Consider the following 24163-nt stretch of genomic DNA (forward strand, 5'->3'; position numbering starts at 1 on the left):
CGAGTGACTATCGGACACAATAAAAGTGAGCACGAGCGTGCTCACGATTGCTGCTTCTCCTGAAGACGCTCCAGAGCGATCTTCAAATTGTCAAGCTCATGTACATCGCACCAGATTATTTGCTCGTCCCAGGCGTTGACGGTGTTTTCCCACCGGCAATGCCGAATGCATGCTCTGTTGACGATGTACTCACGCTCTGGTTTGAAGTCACGCTGTTCAGGCGGGGCGCTGACGACCTTTCTCCATTGCCAGATGCTTACGTCGAATCGGCCATACCGCGCCCTGCTGATTGGTCCTTTTTGTTGTGTGTTGATGTACTTTGTCATGTTTCCCACCTCCGGGATTTACTTCGCTAGTCGAGGTAAATCCCGGGGGGGTCACTGGTGCACTGGCGCATCCAGCATTCACCTTTGCTAAGAGAAAAGGAGGAATATTGCCTCCTCCTACTCCTTGCTCACCCCGTTTCCTTCTGACGACGCTTTGGTTGCGATGAACTCATACGCCTGTTCCATTGCCAGAATGGCCTTGGGGACTTCGTTGATGCCAAAGCTGTTGCTGCTATGGTAGTTCCCCTCTTTGTCGAGCCATGTCCGGTCCAGGCTCACTTGGTATGTCACAAATTGCTTTCCGTCCGGAGCCTTGTTGCTACGCTTCCATATCGACGCCGCAACTGAACCTACTCTGAACTTCTGTACGGGTTTTTCTTTTTCCTTTTCCATGGTTGTTACCTCCGACCACTTGGGCCTACTTGAGCAAACTCAGACAGACGGGTCTGCTCCTGACAAGGAAAGCAGACCGGCTGTCCGTCACCCCGCTCACGGAACCTCTTCCAGCACCGCAAGCAAAGCCGCTTTATATCGACTTCGGTTGTGTTGCTCGTCATGGCTTCGGTCGTACGTCCCCGCGGACGGAATCGCTGCCGCCAGCCTCAGCGGAACAAACAGCGGACATCACATCGGAACAGTCCTCAACATCAAGAGCCAACGGCCGCTCGGACTCCAACTCGGCATAGAACCAGCGAGTACACCGAGTGCAACACCTGCGATGGACTGGCCCCCGCCTTTTACGCAGGCGGATACCACGCCAATGGCCCGCAATGGTAAGACAACGGGGGCAGCGGGGACAGAGGTACCAGCCTTCTTCGCTACGTATGCTCTCGGCCGACCTTTCCAATTTCAGTTCCGTTTCGTTCATGGTTCGCCTCCAGGGATTTACCCCGCCCCGCCGGGTAAATCCTGGCCCGGCCACGTCGAGGAGCCAAGAATCAGTTCCATATAAGAAAAGCGACGTGCCAGAGAAAACCTAAGGGCAAGACTTCTAGACTTCTCTCCTTCGCAAGGCAAAAGGAGCAAGGTGCAGAACAACCCCAGAGGGTGTCCAAAATAGAAAGACTTAAAAGCGAAGATGTCCTACCGGAAAAATCATGGAGACAAACCACGATCTCGAAGGACGGCTGAAGTCAGATCACCTCAGACTCAAATCGGCAGGGGAAAGACAAATCGCAGAAACGCTCGATACGTACGGAATACCTTACCTCTATGAGGCCACGATCCGCGTCGACGACAACGGAAGACTCAGACGGCTACGTCCAGATTTCTACCTTCCCAACCAAGACCTGGTTGTCGAATACTTTGGACGAGTCGGAAACAAAGACTACGACGAACGCACTCGGAAAAAGCTCACTCTCTACCACCGAAACGCCATCGAGATCCTCCCCGTCTATCCCTGGACCCTCCACGACGACTGGCCCAACCATCTCCTCCACCGAGTCTACTTCGGACCAGATAAACCACCGAAAACTCCCGCCCAAGGAAACTACCACGGAGGAAACAATTCGGGTATGCATCGAACATCTCGGCCATCCGCACGTGTTGGGTACTTCCGCCCGCAACGACGACTCTACCGGTAAGTGGAAGAAGATGAACCAGAATTTGCCTTAGCGAAGTACTGACCACAACTAATGGAGACACAATACCCTACTTCTTTTTAATCGCGTTTCGGACACAGCGGTAAGCTAATGCGCCGAAACCAATTGTGGTCGATTTGAGGTGTACCGAAACGGACGCATTTTCGGCCAAACTGAAAGGGTTTCGGTACATGAAAACCGTGGTTTCGGAACAGTTTCCGACGACTGTCCGGGGACTTTCGGACACGGAATAGGCATATCGGTAGCCGACATCATTCGATTCTGGACGCAGGGCGGGACGAACGCTATTCGGGAATGCTGGGCAAAGGACATGAAAAAGCATACGCGTCGAAAATGGAATCAGCCGATGAGTCCGGCTGTCCACCGACCTGCCAGATGTTGCCGCTGATGCCTTGGGCAACCATCTGCTCCCGGGATGTCACCCAACAGAATCCGGAGGGTTTCATCTGACGCAGCAAATCAGAGATGCTCCGTGCACCTTGTGGCGTGCTGGTCATAAAGAGCGTTCGAAAGCCACGCAGCGGGACGTGCCATTGTGCTTCGTATTTTGTCTTGTACTGTCCGCTGCGGAAGTACGCCTTATAGCGCTTGACCTTGTCCTCGATACTTGACACCCCGCGATCAGTGCGCCGACCAGGCTCCGTCCCCATATCAATCTCAAGAAAGAAAAGCGTAGCCTCGGTCGAGCGCTTGTGCTTCATGATGAAGACGGCGTCAGGTGCGAGACCTACGGGTTCCTCGCCCGTTACGAGAGTCACTTTGTCAGCCACAAGGGAGCTGCCGTCCGCCGATCGTCCGACAAGGGGCGACTTACTCGCGAGAAGAAAGCTCTCGAGGCGGGAGTTCTGTCGGCACGCCTCGACGAGATGTACGCGAGTCCAATTCAGAAGCAGGTGGTGGGACAGTTGATTGAGTAACGATTCGCCACCGAACTTGTCGTACGAACCATCGCCCGAGATGCGCCCCTGGCTCACGAGAAGTTCGTATCCTCCCTTGGCGAGACCATAGACGTTTTCCGGTCGTCCTCCACCGGACTGTCCGGGCAACAACTTGACGAATCGCCTGCCGCACAACTGCTGCATTCGGCGTCGGGCAGACCGAAGCCGGCTGAAGCGCAGGTGGGTTACTTGGGATGCCGATAGTACCCGGTACTCAGCCATGTCCATCAGAAGGTCCAGAAGCCGGCTATCTATGCGCATTTTTTGACGCTCCTCGGGCGGTGTTATGCAGCCACTTACCCGTGAAGCGGTTGAGGAATGGGAGGTGTTTCAGAATGCGACCGTTGGGCATGTCGTCCAGACTTCCTGTCCAACCGACATTGAAGACGGTTTAGATATCCTACCTAGAGAAGGCCTCGAAAGGTGGTTCCGGTACCCCGTGAAGATCGTGGTAGAATCAATCCGCGCGTGTCACTTCGTTCAGCGCAGGAGTGGTGGCAGTTGGAGGAAAATGGCAATGACAGCTGATGGCGAGACCCGGACGGAGTACTTCTTGGTGGATGACAAATGGAATGTCCGAGAATTTGAGAACGAGGCGGAATCCCTAGAAGCGCTCAAGACAAATGAACACGCCGTGTTTATCTATCGTACATTCCTGGAACGAGTGAGTGCCGGATGGAATTCGACTGGGAAGATCGAATTCTGCCAACGGGAGAGCGACGGATGGACGGATATCCTATCGTCCAATGGCTGGAAAGTCGTCGGCCTCGACAGCAGAGGTTTTCGTTTCAAGATAAAGGACCCAAAGAATGAGATCAAATGGATAGAGATTGCCCAGAGAGAGTCGGATGAGCTATACGGTGTGAAATGGCCAAAAAAATCATCTTACACGGGCTGGATAGCTAAGATTCTCTCCGAGCTGTCAAAATTCGACGACTGGGACGCTTGCACTTTGAAGCCCTAAGTTGCTTGAATCAATCAATGTACGCAGCGTAACACACGGCGACAGTTGGGCGCTCGCACCAAAGGTTCGCCGTGTTCAAGATGCAAGCTTGAGATTGACCGGCTGAGCGAATTTGGTTCCAGGGTATCTACTTTGGCACAGCGATTCCGTCTTTTTACCTGGGATGCCCAATACGGTTACGTACTTCGCTTCCTCCCTGCAGCTTTCATGTTGATTGCTGGTAAGACTAGATCTGGCGAGACCATAGTCAATGTACGGGCACCTCTCGTGAGGGCAACATAAAGGTTTTTTGCAGTCATTCCCGTCGTATCCAGAAGCACGGCATGATCGAACTCGAGACCTTTGACGAGGACTGTCCTCCCGACAGTACAGGGCGATAGCCTGCGGCCGGCGTGACTTGTGCGATTCCGCGTCGCCCAGGCGGCTTCTCGAAGATTCTCGTACGCGCCGGTCTGGAACTCGCCCAAAGCCCGTAACATCTCGCGATAGAGGTCGCCTCTGTACAGCACCGCTTTAGGAATCTTTCGCATGGCCTTTATGGCCGCCACGACTGGCCCAAGCGAGGCGTCCTGGGCCACTTCGGTCAAGGCCTGAACAACGGAGACATGTTTTGTCCTCCGGCTTACTGTGGGCAACCGTCCCTGACCAAACGCTGCGTAAGCGGAACTCAAATCCGTACCAACGGTTGTCAAGCAGAGTTTGGCGAAGTCAATGACGGCCGCAGCTCGTGCAGGCCCCGACGCACTGAAGATCGCCTCTGATGCCTCGATTAGTTCCCTGCAGTCGATAGGCTCGATGCATTGATAGAGACCTTTGAGGCGTTGCGCCACTTTGTGGCATTGGGCCGGCCACTGGTGTATAGCCACCACGCTTCCTCCATCCCGAGTGGCCTGGAAACACAGGTTTGTTTGCGCCTGGATCATAGCTTGCGCACGTCCACTCTTTCTCACATGGCAGACAGGAGTCCCGCGGAGATCAACAGGGGAAGAGTTCATGAGGCAGTCACGCACTCCCTGGAACCAAGAACCTAATTCAGGATTGGTGTTCGCCCAGCGCCAAGGTTCTCGCAGTGCGGGCAAAGAATCGAAACTTCCTTCAATATGGTTAGCCCAATCAACGATCTTGTTCTTCCCGAAATCAAAGATGCCCTGCAAAGGATCACCCAAGATCCGGCATGGCAAGGTTTCAGCAAGCGCCAAAACCAGATCGTGCTGTTCCAGGATACAATCTTGATACTCGTCAACATAAAGTCCCGAGTATGACATTTGCACAATGTCACGGACTGGTGAATTGCGAAAAAGCCTTGCGGCTGCCGAATATACTCCGTTCCACTCGTTACCGGTGGGCCGGGGAGTTGCGAGGCAGGACGTTACAGGAAATGCCGCCGCGTAACGTAATGCGAAGCCTGCAATTGTGTCCACATGATACGCAGAGCATGAGGCACCGACGTCGCGCAGCTTACGACGGAGCGCATCAACTCCAGCGTGAGTATGAGTAAGGATCAGTTCCCGTCCGCGCGCATACTTCGCGACGGCCGTGGCGATCAGATGTGTCTTACCACAACCAGCAGGAGCGGTAAGTGCGGCACGTTTTGCCTCCGAAAGCCTCTTGGCATCTTCAGCTTCCATGGACCCACTTCCGCAGATCTATCAGCTTCTGGGCAAGGTCAGTCTTAGGAATCCGATTCAGATACTCCACGATAAGGTCACCGAGTCTCTCCCCAAGACCTATCCGCTTGAACCACCCCTTGGACTTAGCCGTTTTGCCGATTGTTGCCCGAAGGGCGGGTGAGTCCTCCCAACTGTTTGGATCGGCGCTGATTTGTCCCGAAAAATCTGTACCTGACAGCTGATTCTTCACACTGGCGAGGATACTTTCTTCCCCATGTTCGCCCACGGCAAGTTGCAGCATTTCTACAACTCCTTCCCACGGCAGATCCTGGGCAATGCGCTCCTCCGTAGCGAGATTGTCAGCCCATACGACCGTCGTCACGCCGTGTTTGACTAATTCGTCCGGCGTCGGGCTGACTTGCACATCTGAATCTCCCCAGTACACAACTTCGTATCCCAGCCTGTGGAACGCAAGGGTGGTCTGAGGCGCCTGCGATCCGTTTCCGTTGACGGGAACAATGCCATGAGAGGCGAGGGGAGTACGACCGCCATCCCGACACCAAAGAGTATCGAGTGCTCGACAAAAACCCACTTCGGTCTTCCCTTCGCAGACGAGGACACGTGCGCCAAGAAATGCTTCAGGCTCCCTACGAACGACGTCCTGCAAATCCTGGGGTACTACAATCACCTCAACCTTCCCGCCGGTCTGGCGGACTATTCTGAGTTCGGACGCCTGAATCTCTTGAATCACAACCGGCGAATGCGTTGTCATCAAGACTTGACCGAACGGTTCCGAAGACTTGCCTTCGGTGACATCGCCGTCCTGTCTCAAGACTCGAAGCAGACGGCGGATTCGATGCGGTTCCAGCCCGAACTCGATCTCATCTAACAGTGCGATGCCGCCCTGCTTGACCAATTCGCGTTGGAGGGCTAAAGAGAGCAGTCTGCGCGTACCGAGGCCGGCACGCCTTACCGGGACATCTCCATCGTGAAGCGAGAAGCCACCTTGCCCTATCGTCACCGCCTGAACGTCCAACTGAGCGTGATAACCACGGGCAGGCACAACTCCGACACCCTTTACAATGTTCTGGGCACGGTTAGCTGCTTCATCAAGGGAGGCAAGGCTCGTACCTTCAAGCGCTTTCCGTGCGGTGCGGCTAACATCAGCCAGAATAGCTGACATGTCGCCCGTCTTTCCGGTAAAGCGCGAAAGCACTGTACCCTTTCCCCACGTCAAGTGCCAGTCAACATAGGAACCCAGTTGTGCCACTCCCAACCTTTCTCGGTTCTTTGCGCTGATGGGCTTTCCCTCCGGGTGTCGATCATTGACGACAGTCCATACTGGCTCAAGAGAAGTGTCAACACGCAACCGGATAGAGAGCACCAGTTCGTCGCCCTCCTGGGGTTCATCGTGGATTTTCTTCTGTGTGGCGTCCCATCCACGTGCTTCCAAGCCAAACTTGCCCTCAAGGAGCAGCTCATCTGGTACGCCGCCAAGAGTCGCCGTAATCTCAATGACCTTTGTCGAGTCTCCGTTGCTGAAGTCAGCATCGTCGAAACTCGGATTCCATCTTGGGCTGAGCACTAACTCGAGCGCTTCGAGGACGGTCGATTTCCCTGAATCGCCTGGCCCGATCAGGCACAGAAAGGAAGCATCTGGCATCCAGTCAAGTTCTTGGATGCCACGAAAACCGGAGATTCGCAAGTGTCGAACACGCATTACTTTTCTTCCCTCCGTGGCCATCGACGGGCTATTTGCTCACTCTGCTGGCAAACCCAATGAGATTGGCTGCAAGCCCGCCAATTTCACGTTCTCTGCTGCAAGGCAAGCATTCAGATATCCGGCAAACCATAGGTACTTCCCTCTTATGGGCACGTCACTTGACGACCCAAGATGCCGCGCGATGAATTCTCGAAGAGAACTGAGCCACTCTTCACGCGACTGATTGTTGAACACATTCCGTCGTATCGTCTTCCCATCGTCTGTGCGCGAAATCGTCTGACGAATGACGTAGTGGCGATCTAATCGTGGATGCAGGATGTCAAGGAATCTCAAACTATCGGAGTCCTCGCGGAGGAAGTCGGTAATCCAGAGATCTGAGTTGTGGGGATCTGGCGAGCAGAGCGGAGAGGCTGGCACCCTCTTGACGGGATCTTCCCGCTCGACCCGCTTAATGTGTTCGTAGAGTGCGTTGCTGACTATGATTCGCGGATGTTTCGCACGACAGCTTTCGAGGCGATAGGCTTCTACCAGTCCTGGCCCAAGGGTAATAGGTAGGTCCGACTTGCTGAACCTCTCGTACACTACTCTTTCCCCAACGGCGTCTGCCGATGCTTTGGTGCTATCACGGCCGGCATCGGCACTCCACATGTCATGCCAGTACATGTTGCCAATCGTCACGGCGCCGCGGAGACAGCAGTCCATCTCCAATAGGCAGTCATACAAGAAACGAACGGTCTCCAAGACAGAGGCTATCATTTGAGATTCGGTCGGCACGAAAAGCACAATACTGTCCGAGAAGGAACGCACCTGCATCCGCCATTGTTTGCTCTCGCCAGTTCCTAGATCTCGGACCCACTTCTCAGGAGGGGCGATATTTGCGGCCTCGTTGAGCATCAAAACCAGACGGCGAAGTACGTCGGGATTTCGCTCACTTTCTCTCACGATTTGCTCGAAGCCAAGAATGTCGAGAAAGGCAACGTAGCATTCGGTGTATTCCAGATGTTGCTCGATCATTGTTCTCGCTATCCTTGTATCGGGTCTGAAAAGTCGCGTATATTCGTTCGGCAGTGATCAAGCGCCGTGGCCCTCAATGCACGCACCGAATACTTAAACTACACAATCTCGATCTTTCGATGTTTTCGCAATCAGAACCCTCGTTGTCGTTACGTGCACGAAACGCGCAATGCCTTTTTAGCTCGGTGAACTCCAAACTCAGTCCTCCAGCGCCTTGAATACCGCGTCGGGTGCGTCTTTGTAGAACTCGATCTTGATCTTTGTCCATAGGTCGTCGGGGAGATCATTTAATTGCCGGCGTGCGGACACGGGCATCAATAACGTTTGTGCCTGTTTGTCGACGGCGAGTTCGGCTACTTGGACCGCGTTTGGAATCATCTCGATTGAGCCACCCAGATTGAGAGCACCGACAATGATTGTTCCGCCCCGGGTATTGCGTCCGAGCAGGCTTCCACAGAAAGCAACGAGAACCGGCAGTCCGAGGCCGACTCCCGATTTGTCGGCGTCCATCGGCCGCATTTGAATCGAGAACTCCTCTTCGCGCGGATTGCGATCGCCGACGAGTTCCTTTGCACGCCCGTACAGATTCTGCTCACCAACCTTTACGCTTTCGCGGAATGCCGGAGGAGTTGGTTGATTCAGAACCCTGACCCCGCCGCCAGGCCCACACGTTACTTCGATCCGATACAGGCCGGGTCCCGCCTCAGGCGCGCCGGGGCTCACCGCCCATACTTGGCCAGGCGGAAGCGGATCGGTCTCAATCGCCTCATCACTGTGCAGTTCTGGTGTCGATACGAACTGCTCAATTCCGTCCGCTCCCAACATGTAGCTGAAGTGGGTGTTACGAAATTCACTCTTGAAAACACGCTTCTGCTGCTCCTTCACGCGCCGACGGGACTCCAGGGCAAGTCGCACGATCCATTCGAGGTCCTCGTCGGATATCGGCAAGCTGGGATCTGGAAAGAGCAATTTGATCAGACCGCTAACGGTCTTGTTTACGGCCTCAATATCGCGTCCGCTGAGCGCGCCGCCCAGGTATACGCGACCCTGAAGAGCAGCAAGACGGTTTCCTGACCGCAATCGACTCCAGCACTCGCTCAGGAAATCGCTGACAAGACCAAAATGGTTGGTGAGGTGTTGGTCCGCGCTGACTTTCGGGAAATCCCAACCAGGTGAGAACGCATGGAGCCGATCCATGAATGCCGTATCGTCGCGCATCTCCTTGGGCATCGGGCTCAACAGATGACCAATCTTCTGCTGCTGCGCGACATCCACATCGAAGTTGCCAACCATGACAAGGCTGCCGTCCGCGCGAATATTGTCCTTGCCGCGACTGAACTGACCGGAGGCCATGTATCCCTTCATGATGTTCACGCCATCTTTCTGGTCGAAGGAAATACCGGCCACCTCATCAAAGCAGACAACGTCGTATTGGCAGACCAGTCCCCGCTGACCATTCGCCATGTTCACGAACATTTTCGCCACGGTTGCTTTACCGCCCGATATGAGATGAGCGTAAGGGGATATTTGCTGGAAGAGATGGCTCTTACCGGTTCCTCGTGGCCCCAGTTCCACAAAGTTGTAGTTCCGCTCCACGAACGGCACCATCCGCAGCAACGTTACTCTCTTCGCACGCTCATCAAAGGCCGCAGGCTCCAGACCGATCGACCGCAGAAGCAGGTCAATCCATTCTTGGGTCGTGAAGGCTTGCCGTCCCTTCGCGAAAACGTCCAAGGCGTCTGCCTTCGATAGCTGGATTGGTCGTAGTCCCCGGACTCCAAATGGCCTGCCGGAATTCTGCTGCGCGATGATCGCGTCGTAGTCGAGTTCCACCTCTGCGTAGAAACCGTCCGTGAGCATGCGCTCGTTCTCGCGCACCAGGTCGTCCGCGATTCGCACGTCTCTCAGCGCAAGGCTTGGCAACTCCGCGATGTAGCAATCGTTCTTGGCGTCGAGCCGCGCTTTGATAATGTCAATGATGCGGACAGAACCCTTCTCCTTTGCGCGGGCCTTGAATAGCTCTTCTTCACCCGTGCGAACTGTACGATCCTTGAGTTGTCTCTCGACGATTCCTATGCCTTCAAGAATCTCGCTTTCGTTGACAGTGGCGCAATAGCGCCCAAGGAGAAACTCCACAACATACGTCGGCACGGGATATTGCCGCGCGTACTTTCGTACCAGATCCTTGCGGACCAGGTACCCATCGAAGGCCGACGCAGCAAGTTTGTCCAGTTGATCAAGTTCCAGTGACATTTAGTTTTCTCCAACCTGAGTCGGCTTCTGATCCAAGATGTTTTCTGCACTGTCCAGCAGCACGACCACGGCTGCGGCGCCCTCGTGGCGATCATCCGCGACCGCGAGGCTCACTTCGCCGTTTTTGTCGACAACTTTCGCAGACACCACAATGCTTGTATCGCTCTTCCTGGGGTGAAGTCGCAGGTCCACTGTCACCCCGGATGCGTTGGTATCGACCGTGACCCGGCATCGCATGCCGCGCCAGGAAACCCCGGTAATTTTTGCGCGCGTAGCCTCCGTGCCTCGCTCAACGATCATGTCTGGCACGACGCATTCCTGTGGGCTGATTCCGCCGTGGGCATATTCGACGCTGGCAAAGAAGCTCCCGATTCCGGGCGGCGAAACAATCTGTACATGCGGGTTCCAATGCCATGGGAAAACCGGGAAGCCGTCCGGCGTCTTTCCTTGAGCAACCGCGCAACGCGCCCACTTCGTTTCCGTTAGATATTTGGGCAACTCCACCTTTGGAAGGCCTCCCGGCAGCAACAACCAGCCGTGGTCCGTCACAATGCGGACCTTTGACCATCCGCCCGAGAGCAGCGCCGATACCCGCTCAAGAATGCTGTCGATCTCTGCGGAAATCTGCTGCGCCAGTCCGGCCCCAAGTGCATGCCCACGCGAATCGAGCCGGCCGGTCTCTGTCCAACCACCTTGCTGCGAACCGGAGGGGATGATGATCTCTCCGTCGTCCATCACTTCGATTCCCTGCCGCGCCATTTCGTCTCGTAGCCGCTGTGCGCTCGACGGTTTATTGCCAACCCCAAGCGTGGGCGCGAACTCGCCATACTCGGCAGTCTCTTCACAGGCCATGTGCGCGGGTGAGGCAACAGGTTTTGCAGTGGCCGTTACCGATGGTACCGGCACCAACCTGTGCGACAGACGCACACGGTATCCGCGCACTTCGAGTTGCTCCTGAAGTCGTCCCGCCACGTCGAACCGTAGCCCGTCAGCAAAAACAATGCATGTCTCCGACTGGGGCAGTACGCCGAGCGCACCTTTCCGAAGTTCGTCCAGTTGCTTGCCGACGATGTTCTGAAAGTGCCGCGCCGACTCGTCCAGCCACGGTTTGTACACGGTATTGATCACACCATGGACGAGTGCTTTGTCTGCGCCGGAATTCGCCTGGGCCAATGCTTCCATAGCCGCGGCGTCACAACGCCATCCCTCGGCCGCATAGGCACTCGAGATCGCCTCAAGTGTCGTTCCACCCAACGGCTTTCGTGCGAGGCTTGCAAGTTTGGAGAGAGGATCCAGCAGCATCGCCAGCGAACTCTCGCCAATTTGCGCCCATACCCACTGTCGGCGCTGGCCATGGTCCTTTTCCAACGCAAGGATTCGACTGCACGCCTCCGTGTGTGGAAGAGCCGCGACGTTCGTAAGCGCTGTCCGAAGTGTTGATTCTTCGTCTGCATTGCGCGCAGGTTGCCGCGCGGGATCGCTCAGCAGATCCCGCGGCGTTGTATTCCGCAATACGTTCGCAATGCCGGTATACAGCTGCGGCGCTTCGCAAAACCGCTGCCACGCCTTCTCCCAATTCCCACGCCCTTCAAGCAACCGCTCGCCTGCCTGCATTGGACCCGACTGGTCGGGATCGAACAGGAATTCCCGGCCGCAAACGCTGCGAAACGCTTCCCAGCGTGCCCCGTCGCATCGCTTTCGAAATCCGGTATCGTCGCTCATCCACAAGAGCACGTCCCGGATAGAATCGCCCACAGCGAGGCGGTCAAAGTCCTCTGCTTCGAGCCGTCGTCCATACAACGCCCCTATCGGCTCATTCGCGAGCAACGGCAAGGCGCGCATCATCGCTTCTTTTGTTCGTTGATCCGTCGCCATGTCCAGGTCGAGCGTGTCGATGGACGTGAGAAAGGCTTCCACGGTCCAGTCCCGGCCGTTGCGCTGATGCCACACGGCCCCTCGGTATTGCAGTTCGATGAGCGGCTGCAACTGCCGGGGACAATCCCCGCCGGCCCGGAGTTGCTGTCGGCTTACGCCTGGCAGATACAGAATCGGGGTGGCGCCTTCCGGCGGCGCCAGATCGGGAAGTGTCCGATCGACGATGCATCGCAGCCAAATCACCGGCCCCGTGCGCTTCTCCGGATCGTATTCGCCGAAGACATAGAGCTGCGGCAGCGCCACCTGCAAGGCCTGGATAATCGGCCGCCATTGACCATCCGCGTCGGTCCACAACAGCGCCACAGGCTCCGCGACGCCTTCCGGAACGCGTAGCGCCGCTTCCACTGATGCCTTTATCGCTTCGACGAGCGTTTCTCGGCCGCTTACTGTCTTCGAACTCATTGATTTCTCCTGCGCTTCGGTTCCGGTCGAGGTTTTTTCGGCGGCACGTTCTCGCGTGCCATCTTCTCGATCGCCCCGGCTACCTTGGCGATGAGGTCGAGCGATACGGAGTCCGGTAACGGTCCACCTCTGAGGTGGCCGGACACATAAGCCGCGCTCGAACCTTCTAGGCCCAATCGAGTCGTAACGATGTAAGCGACGGATTCCGCCTCAATCTCTACTGTTTGTCGCGTGAGATTGGTTCGACAGGGCCACCACAAATCTCGGTCGGTCCCCAAGTGCCCCAGTAAAATGTGGGCCAGTTCATGACACAGGACGCCCAGACGGCTCGGCGCGTCGAGCCCGTCGTGCAACGCGATGCGCATCTTCCAATCTCCCGACCCATGGGCAGTGGTGGCAAAGCCAGCGTTGGATGATGACAACGTCTTGACGTCGACACGTATCCCATAACTGCCAGCATTCTTCGTCATGCGGCTGAGCCAGGAAGAATCGAACTCGCCCTCGAATTTCGCAAAGTCAGTCAAGTGCTTTGGCAATGGCGCGCCGTCCGTTTGATCGACGTCGTAGACGAGCAGGACCGGGTGCATCGGAGCCAAGATGAGCATCGGTCGCGCGTCTTCCTTCAGATATCGATCAAAACGCTCTCGCCAGTCCTTTTCGCGAGCGTAGAAACCACAACTTGGATTCTGTACCTTCACGAGCATGTTGTTGTAAGGCGCATACTCCCGGAAGCCGGCCATAAACGTAATCATTTCGGAGAAGGCCTCGGAACTTCGGTAGGCGTTACTGGCGTGAACCAGCGCATCTATCCCAGTGGCTGTTTCGCGGTCAGGCAAATTGCCTCCTCGAATCGCCTCCTCAACCTCGCCGCTTTCGATAAGCCCATAGACATATTCGCGCACCGCGCGCGAAAGGGACTTGTCGATTTCGATTTCCCTTAGTGCCGCCTCCAACTCCCAGCGAACGGACCACCCCAATTCCTTCTCAAGGCGTAGCAGCAACTCACTGGCCGTTGGTTGGACGTACCGCGAAACCAGATCGGTAATCCGTTCCCGAATTTCCTTTCTCATCTCGGGCGGCGCGAGCAGGCTCAGCTGTGCGGTATCGCTCGTACTCATACGCTACCCTTCCACTCGTCGCCGGCTAGTTTGACGGTCTCGGTGTAGGGGGCGTCGCTCTGACGCACGCCGTCGAATATCGTTCCTTGATTGACAATTAACTCCGTGCTCATCCGAATTCGATTTCCCCGGCAATCGCCATCGAAATGTTATGTATCGCTTTACTGAGCTTCGCCATCCCGGACTTCAGTTCATCGACATCTTTACAGCCCAACAATTGCTGCAAATGCGGGAAGTCGTATGGGGCGTGATCTTTGTCTACCGGATACCTGAAACGATCCGATTCCCGATCAGCACTGGCAAATCGATCGCACCAATCCTTCAAGAGAAGCAAGTCATCGTTCACATTCCCTACCTGTTTCCCTGCAACCTGTACTCCGTCCACAACCTTCGCGTTCTCCCAGACGGTTGTGGATTTCACGTCTGCAGAAAGCTCGGCCTCCAAAGTCGACCTAAGGTTTTCAAGAATGTGGCCCATCGGAGGCTTGACACGATTGGTCGCAGGTAGCTGCGCGTTCAATTGAAGTAGGCCCTTTATGCTTAATTCGAGGAAATGGCGGTAGCAGAATAGCGTTGGAAAGAGGAGGACCGTGCTCCGAGGCCGACTTCCGGCGAGCGCATCGCAGAGAATTTCCGCCGCACGACGATATCCGGAGGCTACTTTCTCCCATGGCTCCATTTCGTAAAAAAGCTCATCAAGGTCCTTTGGGATCCCATCCAGATCCCACAGTGACTTCTGAAACTCTCTTTCCTTCTCCCAAGATTTGTCCGAACGATCGACGCATCGCCATCCAGCTCTTACTAAGTCGGCCACGATAGCGTCGCAGGCTAAAGCGAGGCCTTGATTCCTATGGCACGCGACTCGGAAATCGAGCAATAAATCGTCGTAAACAGGCCTCAGATTCTCAGGCAAATCCGTATGAACTGACTTCTCATTCTGGCTTTGCTGCTCACTCATGACGATGTCCCTTGTGACTTCCGCTCGCGCGCGGCCCTCTTGAAGGCGTTGGTGTAGTGCAAATCGTTCCAGCGGTTGCCGTCGGGTTCCTTCATCCCTGGTTTACCGACAAAGTCTTGGGTCTTTTCGTCCCAGCCCCAGAACCAGGGGTAGTCGTCTTTCGGGCGTTCAGGTTCTTTGCCGCGGTCTTTGTCCCATTTGATTTTTGGGGTCGCGCGGAGGATGCAAGCGTTCTTCGCGCGGGCATTCAATGGGCGCGCGGTCATGAAGGGGCGGATATTCAGCCGGACGCCGTCGTTGATGTCCGGGTCCCAGCCGATGGGTTGTTCGTGCAACGGCTTCCAGCGGACGAAGAGGTCGTAGGGCGGCTCGCCTTCGAGGATCTTCTTGAGTTCATCCTGCAGATGCATCGCGGCGGCGAGGCGGGCGTCGGCCCCTTCCGCACCGGCATGCTGTTCCCGGCGCTGTTGCGTAATCCAGTCGCCAACGTAGGTGTAGATGAGTTTTTCCAGCGTACGGCGGCCCTCGCCGTTTGGTGCAGCGAGTTTGTGATAATTCACGAGTGCATTGAAGCCGTCTCGCATGCCGTCCGACATGTGCCAGATGAAGGGGCGTTGATGGAACAAGGTGCAGTGTTGGTCGAAGAACTTGTCCCGCATCCAATCGTCGAGGGTCTTGCCTTTGCAGTCAGCGGCGGCCAAGAGTTCGTTCAGGCGCGCAGCGGACCAGTGCTCTCCGTAGGCGGCCGCGAGAAGTTCGGTCAGCCGCTGCGCGGCGGGCGGCTCCTTGTGGATGGGACTCATACAAACGATTCCGTCTGTGTCCGCGAAGCGGTGCAACTCCGCGCAACGCGCCATCACCGTATGCGACTCGTCCGACAAACGCATTTCGGTGTCCAGTTCCGCCGGCCACCGGTAACCTAGTAATCGCGCCACCGCCACCTGAAACACGGTCGTGTCTGCGCGTGGCATCGATGCAATTTCCAGACGTTTAATCAACTCGTTCCAGATCACGCTGCCGCTGGGGTGACCGTGGAATACCCACTGCGTCGGATCGTCGGAGTAGGGTTCTGGAAGGCCGTAGGGGTACTGCGCGGTTACCACGCGCTGCCAATAATCGAGGTCGAAGGGAACTTTTCCGAAAGTGGCGTTGGTAACATTCACCTTTCTATCTATTGCTCGAACAGCAGCACCAAGCTCGCCTGAAGCGCAATAAGCCCAGAGCGCTGATACTTGCTTGGGGTCGTTGGGTACTAGCGTTGCTATATTTGAATCGTACTTGTTTCCAAAATACCGCGTCGGGAAGATAGCGTCCATTTGACTGACCGCAACGCCTTCCCTTCCCCACACCAGATTGCCTCGCTCGTCCGCGTTGTGCAGTTTGATCCGCCGTATATCCTTTTCCTCACGAAGGTGACCGTTCTTCTCATCGAAGAATATTGCACTATGTAGCCCGCTAATTGGGGAGCTTGCGGAGCCAGTCGACTGAAGATATACCCAGTCTGAACTTTCAATGCAGATTTCCCACCAATTGCGGATAAAGCGAGGGGAATCTCCGTTCATGATTCCGGCGAGAGTTTTTGCGTATTCGGACAGGCGCCGATTCGCTTCCGTTATTGCAAAGGAGATCACATGGTCTGGATTGGCTAATTGATCAGCCTGGTTTATTTGTAAGCCCTTCGCAGATATCAGGTGCGCTCGTTTTTCTTCAATTGATGCGGCGTTTGCCGCATCGATCAGTGTCATCACGGATTCCGAACCGTCCCCCGTTGTTGACGTCACAGATAGCGTGACATTCACTTTTGCCCCGGAGATCGTTTCAAAAGCTCCTGTACCGAGGTGCGCAACTAGAGGGAGCGAGTTTTCGGATAAGAGCCTAAGCCTGAACCGAGAATATGACTTGAGAGATAGCCAATGCTGGAGTGTAATCACAGCTACGCTGCCACCGGGCGACGGGAACTGGAGTGACCGAGCCCACAGGCAGTATCCAAGATCGCCCTTTTCTGATGGGTAGAACTTGCTTACAAACTCGACCAGTCGGATCGCCATCTCCCGAAATCCAAGGAATGGGACATTAGTTATAACGAGAGTGTAAGAGGTCGCCAAGAGCCGAACGGCATCCATGAGTCCTTGCGCTGCCACGCCCGCCTCTCGTATTTCATCATTCATTCCTGCGTTGGCCAGCGCCTCGTCGAGCAACGGCCGTAACTCATCATAGGTTGCTTCGAACAAACCCGCCTCTACGTCCCCTGCGCGTGGTTCAATGAGGCTCCCGAGAGCGGGCGCCTGCCGAAAGGTTTCATAGAGGCGACTGAGTCCTCCTTCAGCTTTGGGCGATCCCTTGGCAAGCTTCAGCCAGGCCTCCTTGCTCGCGCCGACGGAGAGACCTGAACAGGCAATTTGGAGCGGCGGCAAAGAGTGATATCCAGTAGCCTTCCATGCAGCAAGGGCCAGATTGAATGCGGCAATCTGCGTACAGCGGGAATCCAGTTCCAGTCCGAAGAGGTTCACGCGAAGCACAGCGTCGCAGGCGTCGCGCAGTGAGAGGTTCCCTTCCTCCATGCGCATCGCGACAAGAATCGGAAGGGCGAAGACAAGGAAATGGCCCGAACCGCAGCAGGGATCGAGAACGCGAAGTTCCGCCGCCGTCTTGGGCCAGTGAGGAAACACACCCGCGGCTGGTCGCCAGGGCTTTCCATCCTCACGAACGAAGCGGAGATACGTCCACGTGATATCGCCGACGGCACAGGCAGCACGAAGTTCGTCTTCATCCTTGGCGGTTTTCGCCAGGTCCGGATTCGCCGCTAGCACCTTGCCTGCCCACCACGCGCCAAGCGTGTTGTGCAGCAGAAACTCGACCATATAGTCTTCGGTGAAGAGTTGCGTAACGGCAGGCAATTCGTCGGCACCAATTTTCTTTTCCGATTTGTTGACCGCGTCCTTCTGTTCCGCCTGCCAAAATTGATAGACCCATCCGAGACTGTCATCGGCGAGAAAGACATCTCGCGGCAATGCCTTCAGCAGATCCTCGAGTTCCGATCGAGTCTCAGGCGGCAAGTTGACTTCGAGCACTGGATCGTCGGGCCGGAAAATTTGCGGCAGCATTCGGACCGCATAGGCGCTGGCCAGTTCAAGCCAGTCTCGTCTTTGTTCGCGCGCAAGTTCCCGGCAATCGTCCAACGAAATGGGCACACCATGCTCAGGCTCGATGAGCAAATCGTTCTCCGCAAGAAAGCGGGCGAACAGCATGCGGTGCCAATGTTCATACGCGCACTCGCCGACCGATCGGTCGATGGACTGCGTACCCCGTCGCTCATCCCGGTGGTCGCCCAGTTGCCGGCCGTGCGCGCGCAAGCGGTTTCGCAACGTCCGCTGCGTGGATGTCATGCTCGAATGCGGCTCATGATGATGCACCGCGAGCGACTCGATGGCCTTCCGGGCCCCCGCCTCGGCCACGCGACGTGCCTGCTTCACTGTGTTTTCCAGTTGCCGCCGAAGTGTTCTGTCCAAACTTGCCATAGGGGCCCTTACTCTCCTTCTACGCCCGGGGCTTCCGGTTGCTCAGCGTTCAGATGCGGAAAGACTTTTGGCAAGGTCTCGCGAATGAGCGCGTCTACGATTTTGAAATAGGTGATCGCATTTGCTTCCGCAGTCTGCCAAAGCGCCTCACCCAGTAACAGCGGGAGGGCACGGATTGCCACATCACTGTGCTCGATGTCCTGTGTCCCGAAATCAAGACCCGTTACGGGCGTTGTTTCATCGCCGAACATTGCCTGCATATCGGCGTGAAAGAAGGCGTTGCGAAACCTTTCACGAAATGTGTGCAAATCCTTCTTGGTGCGCTTGTCGATAAGGCCTACTTTTCTCGCTGCATTGATGGTGCCGTTAAGGTCCATCTGCATGTACTTCTCGACAGGGGCTGATAAGCTGCCGACGAGACGGCTTAAGGGCTGCGCCTTTTCGTCTGGGTCATCGGTGTTCGAATAGATGAGCGCGAGCTTGAGAAACGCTTCGAGCAAGATGTTGGTAAGGCATACGGCACTCTGCCAGTGCCCCTGAATGATGTTGGCGCACGATTCGACGCGAAGCGCCTCCAATTCGGGGAGTCCATACTCGGTCTGGACTTGATGGCGGATTTCTTCGTAGCACGTGCGTGATGATACCGCCCAAGTCTTGAAAGCATCCTTGACCGACTTGGGAATCTGAATATCCGCTTCGACAATCCGGACAAGCACGTCACCGCGCATGACAAGAGGGAAAGCCCAGTCTGCGAATCGCGCAAGATTGCTATTCATGAAGCCGAACATTCCGAATTCCTCAGTCGATCAATACCGGACCTTTTGTCAGAGCCTCGATTATTCGATGCTTTTGCTTTTTGCACCAGCCATCTACGTCTTCCTCAGTGCGCAGTGTGATTCGATCAACGCGGACCGTTTGAACCTGGGGCTCCACAAGTTTGGCCGCGCGCTGTAAGGCCTGACTCACTCGCCCGGGTATGGCATCGATCGCGGCTCGCCTTGCCGGGAGTATTGAAGACATCAGGTCTTTACTTAGGTCTTCGTCCGTGCCTACCGTCGGTTGAATGGGTGCTGTCAAGCCGACATCGGAGAGGATGGAGTCGCGCTCGGATTCTGCGAGCTGTGTCCACGTTGCGCTTGAATTCAGGGAGGCAATACCTTGCTCATACGATTTGGCATTGATCTCGAAAAGACGATTCACTTCGGCGCGCAATAGATCGGCCAGTTGTTTCCTTATCGGGGAGAGATGATCTGTGCTGTCGAGTAACAAACGCTGCAACAAAAACGCTTCCAGTTGGTCCAGTACAGGCTTTGCACCCTCCACAGAAATGGCATGAGCAGTAAGAGCTACCGTAAGCCGCCAGGATGGTAGTCGCTGCTCCGCCAGGTTGCGCAACGCTGTCCACTCTTTGATGCGTTGTTCGAAGTGAGCGTGCTTGTCCTTAATTGCGACGAGCTGCTCGTTGCCGACGAGGCGCTCCAAATCCTCTAGCTCTGCCAGGCCAGTTATCGGTGGGAGAGGCGGTTCGCCTCCGGCGTCCGCGGCGAGTTTGATGAGCTGCTTCAAGAACTCCGACGCCTTTGCGGCCTCCTCACCGCTCTTGCATGCGATACCGGCCAACTGATAAAGCTTGCGCAGTACTAGGCGATCCTGCACGGACAAGGTCGCTTGCTCGACGCGGAACTCTGCCTTTGAGATTTTGTTCTGATCCAACTGCCCCGGCGGTACGGGCGCGCCGTTCAACACGGCATTGAGATGTTGGGCGCGGTGGAGCGCGATGAGTGCCGCGTCGATGGCGTCCTGCGGCCAGCCATAAGGACTGCACCTCAACTGCTTGCGAATGTCACTTCCAATGCTCCCCGATCCGATCGCTGCGAGGACTTGCTGACAGACCGGATGTTTTTCCGTGGCATCGGTGTGGCCGGTCGGCTGGAACGGGTGCTCCGCGCCGTCTCGCGCACGCTTAATGACCGAGGCCCACGCTTTTGAGTCGGCCTCCTTGAAGCGGGGAAAGAGACGAATCAAGCTAGAATTGGCAGCATCGCGCAGTTTATCCACCAGTTCGACGCTGAAGACTTCGTTGCCGCCGCCTTGGAACACTTTCGCGTTAGCAACCACTGCTTGAATGAGCCGGTCGCGCTCCGCAACAGCGCGGGCCCGGCGGCTCTCCATGCTCTGGCGTGCTTCCTGGCCCTCATCGGAAGTGGGACTGCCTTTGGCGTCGAGTGTTTCCTGTGCGGTGGCCGCCTCGACGATAAGGCGCCGCAGGTCGTCTGCGGACTGTCTCGGCACGAAGACGAATATGGTTGGGCTGTCCGCGCCCGCGGTCCGGGCGGCGTCCACGTGTTCCTTCTCTTTCGCGGACCACCCATCGCGAATCCAGACTGGGATAGTCTGGCCGTCGCCAGGGGGCGGGGTCTGATCGCGATGCACGGCTAGTGTGCGCGCTTCCTTGGCGTCACCCTGGAGCAGTTTGATGGAACGAACGGCCTTGTCGAGTTCGGCATAAAGCAATTGATCGTGCTTGAACTGAATCGATGCCGTGTCATTGCGCAGTTTGGTCTGCCGATTGCGGAATTCCTGGTCCCATTCGCTGCCTTCGCGTGTTTGGAGGCGAAATTCGTCGCCGACCTTAAGCAGCGCGCCGTCAGCAGCCAGCTTCTCAAGAATGTGTTCAACGTCCGCGCGCAGCTTTCCGTTATCCGCAGTAAGGTCCTCGACGAGCAAGTCCGCAATGTGCTCTTTCGATGCGCGCACGCCAATGTCCGCCGCGTCTTCACGGCGCACTTTACCGACTAGAAAGACAAGGCCACATACCCGCCGCGCCAGTTTGCCATCGGTCTCGCCCAATTGGATGATGCGCTCGTTTATTTCGCGCAGAAGCACGCCGGTGTTGATCATTTCTGGCGCGAGGGCTTCATAGAGCTCATCTGCTGGTACCACGGAACCGAGAGGTTTGTCCGACAACTTCGCAACGGCGTCGTGGATGATGCGAAGCTGTGAGCGAAGTTGGCTGTGCGTACCTGCAGCGTCGATTTGCCGGAAGCACTGTTCCCAGAAACGGCGACGAACGGGGAGCAGCGGGTAGTCTTCGACGATGACTTTGTGGTCCTCAGTACGTTCGGCGATGCGTGTTCCCTGGAGCTGGCGCGACACCTCGCCAGCATGGTCGTCGAGCACTTTTCGGACATCCGTCAAGGCGGAAGGCTTCTTCTGAAGCAACACCTTGCGCGTAACCGTCTCGACTTCGGCGTCAGAAAGCGGGACCCGGATAGTGAAACGATCTAACATTTTTTGGAGCAGGACCTGGTCCGTGAGTGCGCTCTGACCCGCGGCCACAACCATCACGTGACTGTCGAGTTGTTTCGACACGGCCTCGGCCATTTCCGTGACCAGCACGGACCGGTCGGTGGAGTCGCCGATGAATTGTTGTACCTCGTCGAGGACAAGGACAGTGCACGGCATGCGTCCATCGCGGCCGGCAAGCAATAATGCAGCTTTCGCGACGCGCAAGAACTCTTCTGTACTGATATCCGTGGGCTGTGGCGGGAACTGGGCCCTCAGTGTCTTGCGCGCCTCGGCCTCATTGCTGGCGAAGTTCGCGTCGCAGGCGACGACCGCCTTCGCGATAAATGGGCTCACGTAGAGATTGTTGAGTTCGCTTTCGAAGACTTTCCCGGCGGCTTCGACGTCGGCTTTGACGCGCTTGTAGTAGCCCTGTGCGTGAAGCCAAAGGCAGAACTGGGCCTGGGGATACTGCGCGGGAAGACCGATTGCCTGGAGCAGAATTCCGAGAATGGTCAATCTCACGTTCTCTGTTGTGCCACTCGGAAGAGCGCCAGCAGCTGCAAGTAGGCCGCCCGCGCGCTTACCGGCCGTGTCGAGTTCTCGGAGCAGCGCTTTCAAATCGTCCGGCATAACGGGTACCAGACTTCGCGCCGTGGCGCCATCCGAAAACACGGTGTCCTGCCAGAGATGACAGAGCATCTTTAGAACGTGCGATTTGCCGCTGCCGAAGAAGCCGCTGACCCACGCGCCTTTTTGGCTAGTGCGGGTGAGATCGTCTAAGTAGGAGCGGATAATCCGTTGGATGCCGTCGGCGTATTGCCCCTCGCAGACAAATGTCGAAAGCTCACCCCGCAGTTCGTCCATAGCGCGTTCGTTGCGGGCATCGACAATGCGAGCCTGACCTTGGTTGACCAGTCCATGTGCCGCCGGGTCGCGCTGCAGGACATCCTTAATCTTCATATCCATGCTCCTTCTCCATGCTGGCTAATCGGCACGGCCAGGTAGTTCCATCCGTCGCGAGCATCGAGTAGGCGGTAGTTGTTGCCGTCCAGTTGGCCAGGGAAGAACAGGACGAGACGACCACGGATATCGCCTTCGATGAGCTTGAGTACTTCGGAGACGCGCGTGAACCCGAAGAGCGCGCCGAGGCCGAAGACCGCGACTACGGAGCGCTCGTTCGCTTCAGGTCGCGAAAGTGTCTTACGTAGAGATTTGGCAAGGAATTCAGGAAACTCTGCATCGAGCTTGATCTGTAAATCGTCTGGGGACTCGAAATACGCATCGCGGTAATCATCATCGGCCATCCATTGGGAGAAGGCGTTGGATACGTCGATCTCAATCCATTCGTGGCCGGCCTGACGAGTCGCCGTCTCGAAGGCCATCTTCCTCGCACGAAGTGTCCGTTCGAGTTCCTTGTCGTAGACAATCATGATGACGCGTTGGGCGCCGGCCACGGTCCGTTGCCACGGCGTGGCAATGTGCTTCGCGTAATGCTCAGCCAATTCCTCGATGCGCGACATTAGCTATCTCCCTACAGAGGCTGCTCAAGCCTGTCGAAACTGATTTCGACTACGTCCGCCGCCATGCGAATATCGATAAGCCCGAAGCGTTTAGCTTCGAGTGCAAGCTTTTGGGCCAATGCGGCACTGCAATCGAGCGTTGCTACCCAACCCGATGAGAATAGATCCATTCCTCGGAATCCGATCTTATAGGCAAGATACAGGGCAAATACCACACTAGCGGGGGTAGCATTCACCCGGCGGCGCCGCTTCAACGCCCTGCCTTCAAGATGCCCGCTCTGCGTCCAGGAACTGGCGGCGTTACGAACGACCTTGTCGAGCGTGCTGTCATTAAGCCGATCGCCGGCTAGCGCGCGAATAGCCGCGCGCATCGGCTCCCGGAGGAATTCGGCTCCCGGATCCAATGGAACGATTGCCTCGACCGTTGCGGCGAAGAGCGGGTCACGGGCCAGAGAAGAGAGGAGCGCCAACAATGGCCTAGCGCTCGCATCCTGCTCCCATAGCCGCCGCAGGACACGGAAAAGTGCGACAGCCGGGTCAAGCGCGTAGAGCTCGCCGAGGCGCTGGTTTGTGTGCCTTCGAGTAGAGACTGTCTGCTTCGCAGCGTAATTGTCATCGATGATCGCGCTCGCGTATTCGTTGCGATCTGCGGAAGCGGGAACTGCAGACAATACGAGTTGGAGTTCCTCCAACATCATCGTGCGCGTAGCGTGCGTTCCTTTTTCTCCAAAACGGAAACCGGCCGCCGTCGCTGCGGCAACGTCCACGCCGGGTGGGATCAGAGTAGTTACTGACATTGACTTAATATCTCCAAATATTCGTCGGCAAGTTTGCCGACACAAAAGTCTACTACATTTGACGAAGGCTGTCAAGAGCCTCTCACTTCTGTCGGCAAGTTGGCCGACAGAATAGTTCTTGCTGGCGTGCGCGCGACTTACTGCGCTGCCCCCTTGACAGACAGCCTTGGATATGGTAAGTTTTTCTTACCGGAAGTA

Annotated in this window: 16 protein-coding genes; 1 reads left to right on the forward strand and 15 read right to left on the reverse strand. The window is 56.3% G+C overall.

All coding sequences use genetic code 11. The features are described 5' to 3' along the window. Positions 1-41 precede the first annotated feature (41 nt). The 3 genes from HUU46_07640 to HUU46_07650 all read right to left on the reverse strand — a co-directional run bounded on the left by HUU46_07640 (position 42) and on the right by HUU46_07650 (position 3126). Positions 42-326, reverse strand: a complete 285-nt coding sequence (locus tag HUU46_07640; protein NUM53499.1) for a hypothetical protein — start codon at positions 324-326, stop codon at positions 42-44. A gap of 117 nt (positions 327-443) precedes the next feature. Next, a complete protein-coding gene (locus HUU46_07645; GenBank protein NUM53500.1) occupies positions 444-719 on the reverse strand; it encodes a hypothetical protein in 276 nt (91 codons plus the stop codon). Between the two features lie 1492 nt (positions 720-2211). Then, the gene (locus tag HUU46_07650; protein ID NUM53501.1) at positions 2212-3126 is read right to left on the reverse strand and encodes a replication-relaxation family protein; all 915 of its coding nucleotides are present in this window, start codon (positions 3124-3126) and stop codon (positions 2212-2214) included. Between the two features lie 25 nt (positions 3127-3151). On the opposite strand from HUU46_07650, the gene HUU46_07655 reads away from it, so the two are divergent. Then, entirely contained in the window at positions 3152-3829 is a 678-nt protein-coding gene (locus tag HUU46_07655) for a hypothetical protein (GenBank protein NUM53502.1), read from the forward strand. Between the two features lie 176 nt (positions 3830-4005). Here the strand turns inward: HUU46_07655 and HUU46_07660 are convergent, their stop codons facing one another. The 12 genes from HUU46_07660 to HUU46_07715 all read right to left on the reverse strand — a co-directional run bounded on the left by HUU46_07660 (position 4006) and on the right by HUU46_07715 (position 23863). Beyond that, complete coding sequence (locus HUU46_07660; GenBank protein NUM53503.1) at positions 4006-5457, reverse strand: AAA family ATPase; 1452 nt, start codon at positions 5455-5457, stop codon at positions 4006-4008. After that, positions 5447-7183, reverse strand: a complete 1737-nt coding sequence (locus HUU46_07665; protein ID NUM53504.1) for an AAA family ATPase — start codon at positions 7181-7183, stop codon at positions 5447-5449. Before HUU46_07665 ends, HUU46_07660 begins: the two co-directional genes overlap by 11 nt. 15 nt (positions 7184-7198) lie before the next feature. Further along, on the reverse strand, positions 7199-8176 hold the full coding sequence (locus tag HUU46_07670; protein ID NUM53505.1) for a hypothetical protein: 978 nt from the start codon (positions 8174-8176) through the stop codon (positions 7199-7201). 198 nt (positions 8177-8374) lie between these two features. Then, positions 8375-10429, reverse strand: coding sequence for a BREX system Lon protease-like protein BrxL (gene brxL, locus HUU46_07675; GenBank protein ID NUM53506.1), 2055 nt, complete (start codon positions 10427-10429; stop codon positions 8375-8377). Further along, positions 10430-12766, reverse strand: a complete 2337-nt coding sequence (gene pglZ / locus HUU46_07680; GenBank protein NUM53507.1) for a BREX-1 system phosphatase PglZ type B — start codon at positions 12764-12766, stop codon at positions 10430-10432. Further along, complete coding sequence (locus tag HUU46_07685) at positions 12763-13884, reverse strand: hypothetical protein (protein NUM53508.1); 1122 nt, start codon at positions 13882-13884, stop codon at positions 12763-12765. Before HUU46_07685 ends, pglZ begins: the two co-directional genes overlap by 4 nt. Positions 13885-13993: 109 nt before the next feature. After that, a complete protein-coding gene (locus HUU46_07690; GenBank protein NUM53509.1) occupies positions 13994-14842 on the reverse strand; it encodes a hypothetical protein in 849 nt (282 codons plus the stop codon). Next, the gene (locus HUU46_07695) at positions 14839-18360 is read right to left on the reverse strand and encodes an SAM-dependent methyltransferase (protein ID NUM53510.1); all 3522 of its coding nucleotides are present in this window, start codon (positions 18358-18360) and stop codon (positions 14839-14841) included. The genes HUU46_07690 and HUU46_07695 overlap by 4 nt, the downstream gene beginning before the upstream one ends. An 8-nt stretch (positions 18361-18368) precedes the next feature. Continuing rightward, the gene (locus HUU46_07700; protein NUM53511.1) at positions 18369-19148 is read right to left on the reverse strand and encodes a hypothetical protein; all 780 of its coding nucleotides are present in this window, start codon (positions 19146-19148) and stop codon (positions 18369-18371) included. Positions 19149-19158: 10 nt separating this feature from the next. After that, positions 19159-22608 (reverse strand): BREX system P-loop protein BrxC, encoded by a 3450-nt coding sequence (gene brxC, locus HUU46_07705; GenBank protein NUM53512.1) that lies wholly within the window; start codon positions 22606-22608, stop codon positions 19159-19161. Further along, positions 22605-23168, reverse strand: coding sequence for a DUF1788 domain-containing protein (locus HUU46_07710; GenBank protein ID NUM53513.1), 564 nt, complete (start codon positions 23166-23168; stop codon positions 22605-22607). The genes brxC and HUU46_07710 overlap by 4 nt, the downstream gene beginning before the upstream one ends. A gap of 11 nt (positions 23169-23179) precedes the next feature. Further along, positions 23180-23863 carry a hypothetical protein gene (locus tag HUU46_07715; GenBank protein NUM53514.1) on the reverse strand — a complete coding sequence of 228 codons (684 nt, stop codon included), beginning with the start codon at positions 23861-23863 and terminating at the stop codon, positions 23180-23182. Positions 23864-24163 lie beyond the last annotated feature (300 nt).

This window comes from Candidatus Hydrogenedentota bacterium (assembly GCA_013359265.1).
In the GTDB taxonomy this organism is placed as follows: Bacteria; Hydrogenedentota; Hydrogenedentia; order Hydrogenedentales; family SLHB01; genus JABWCD01.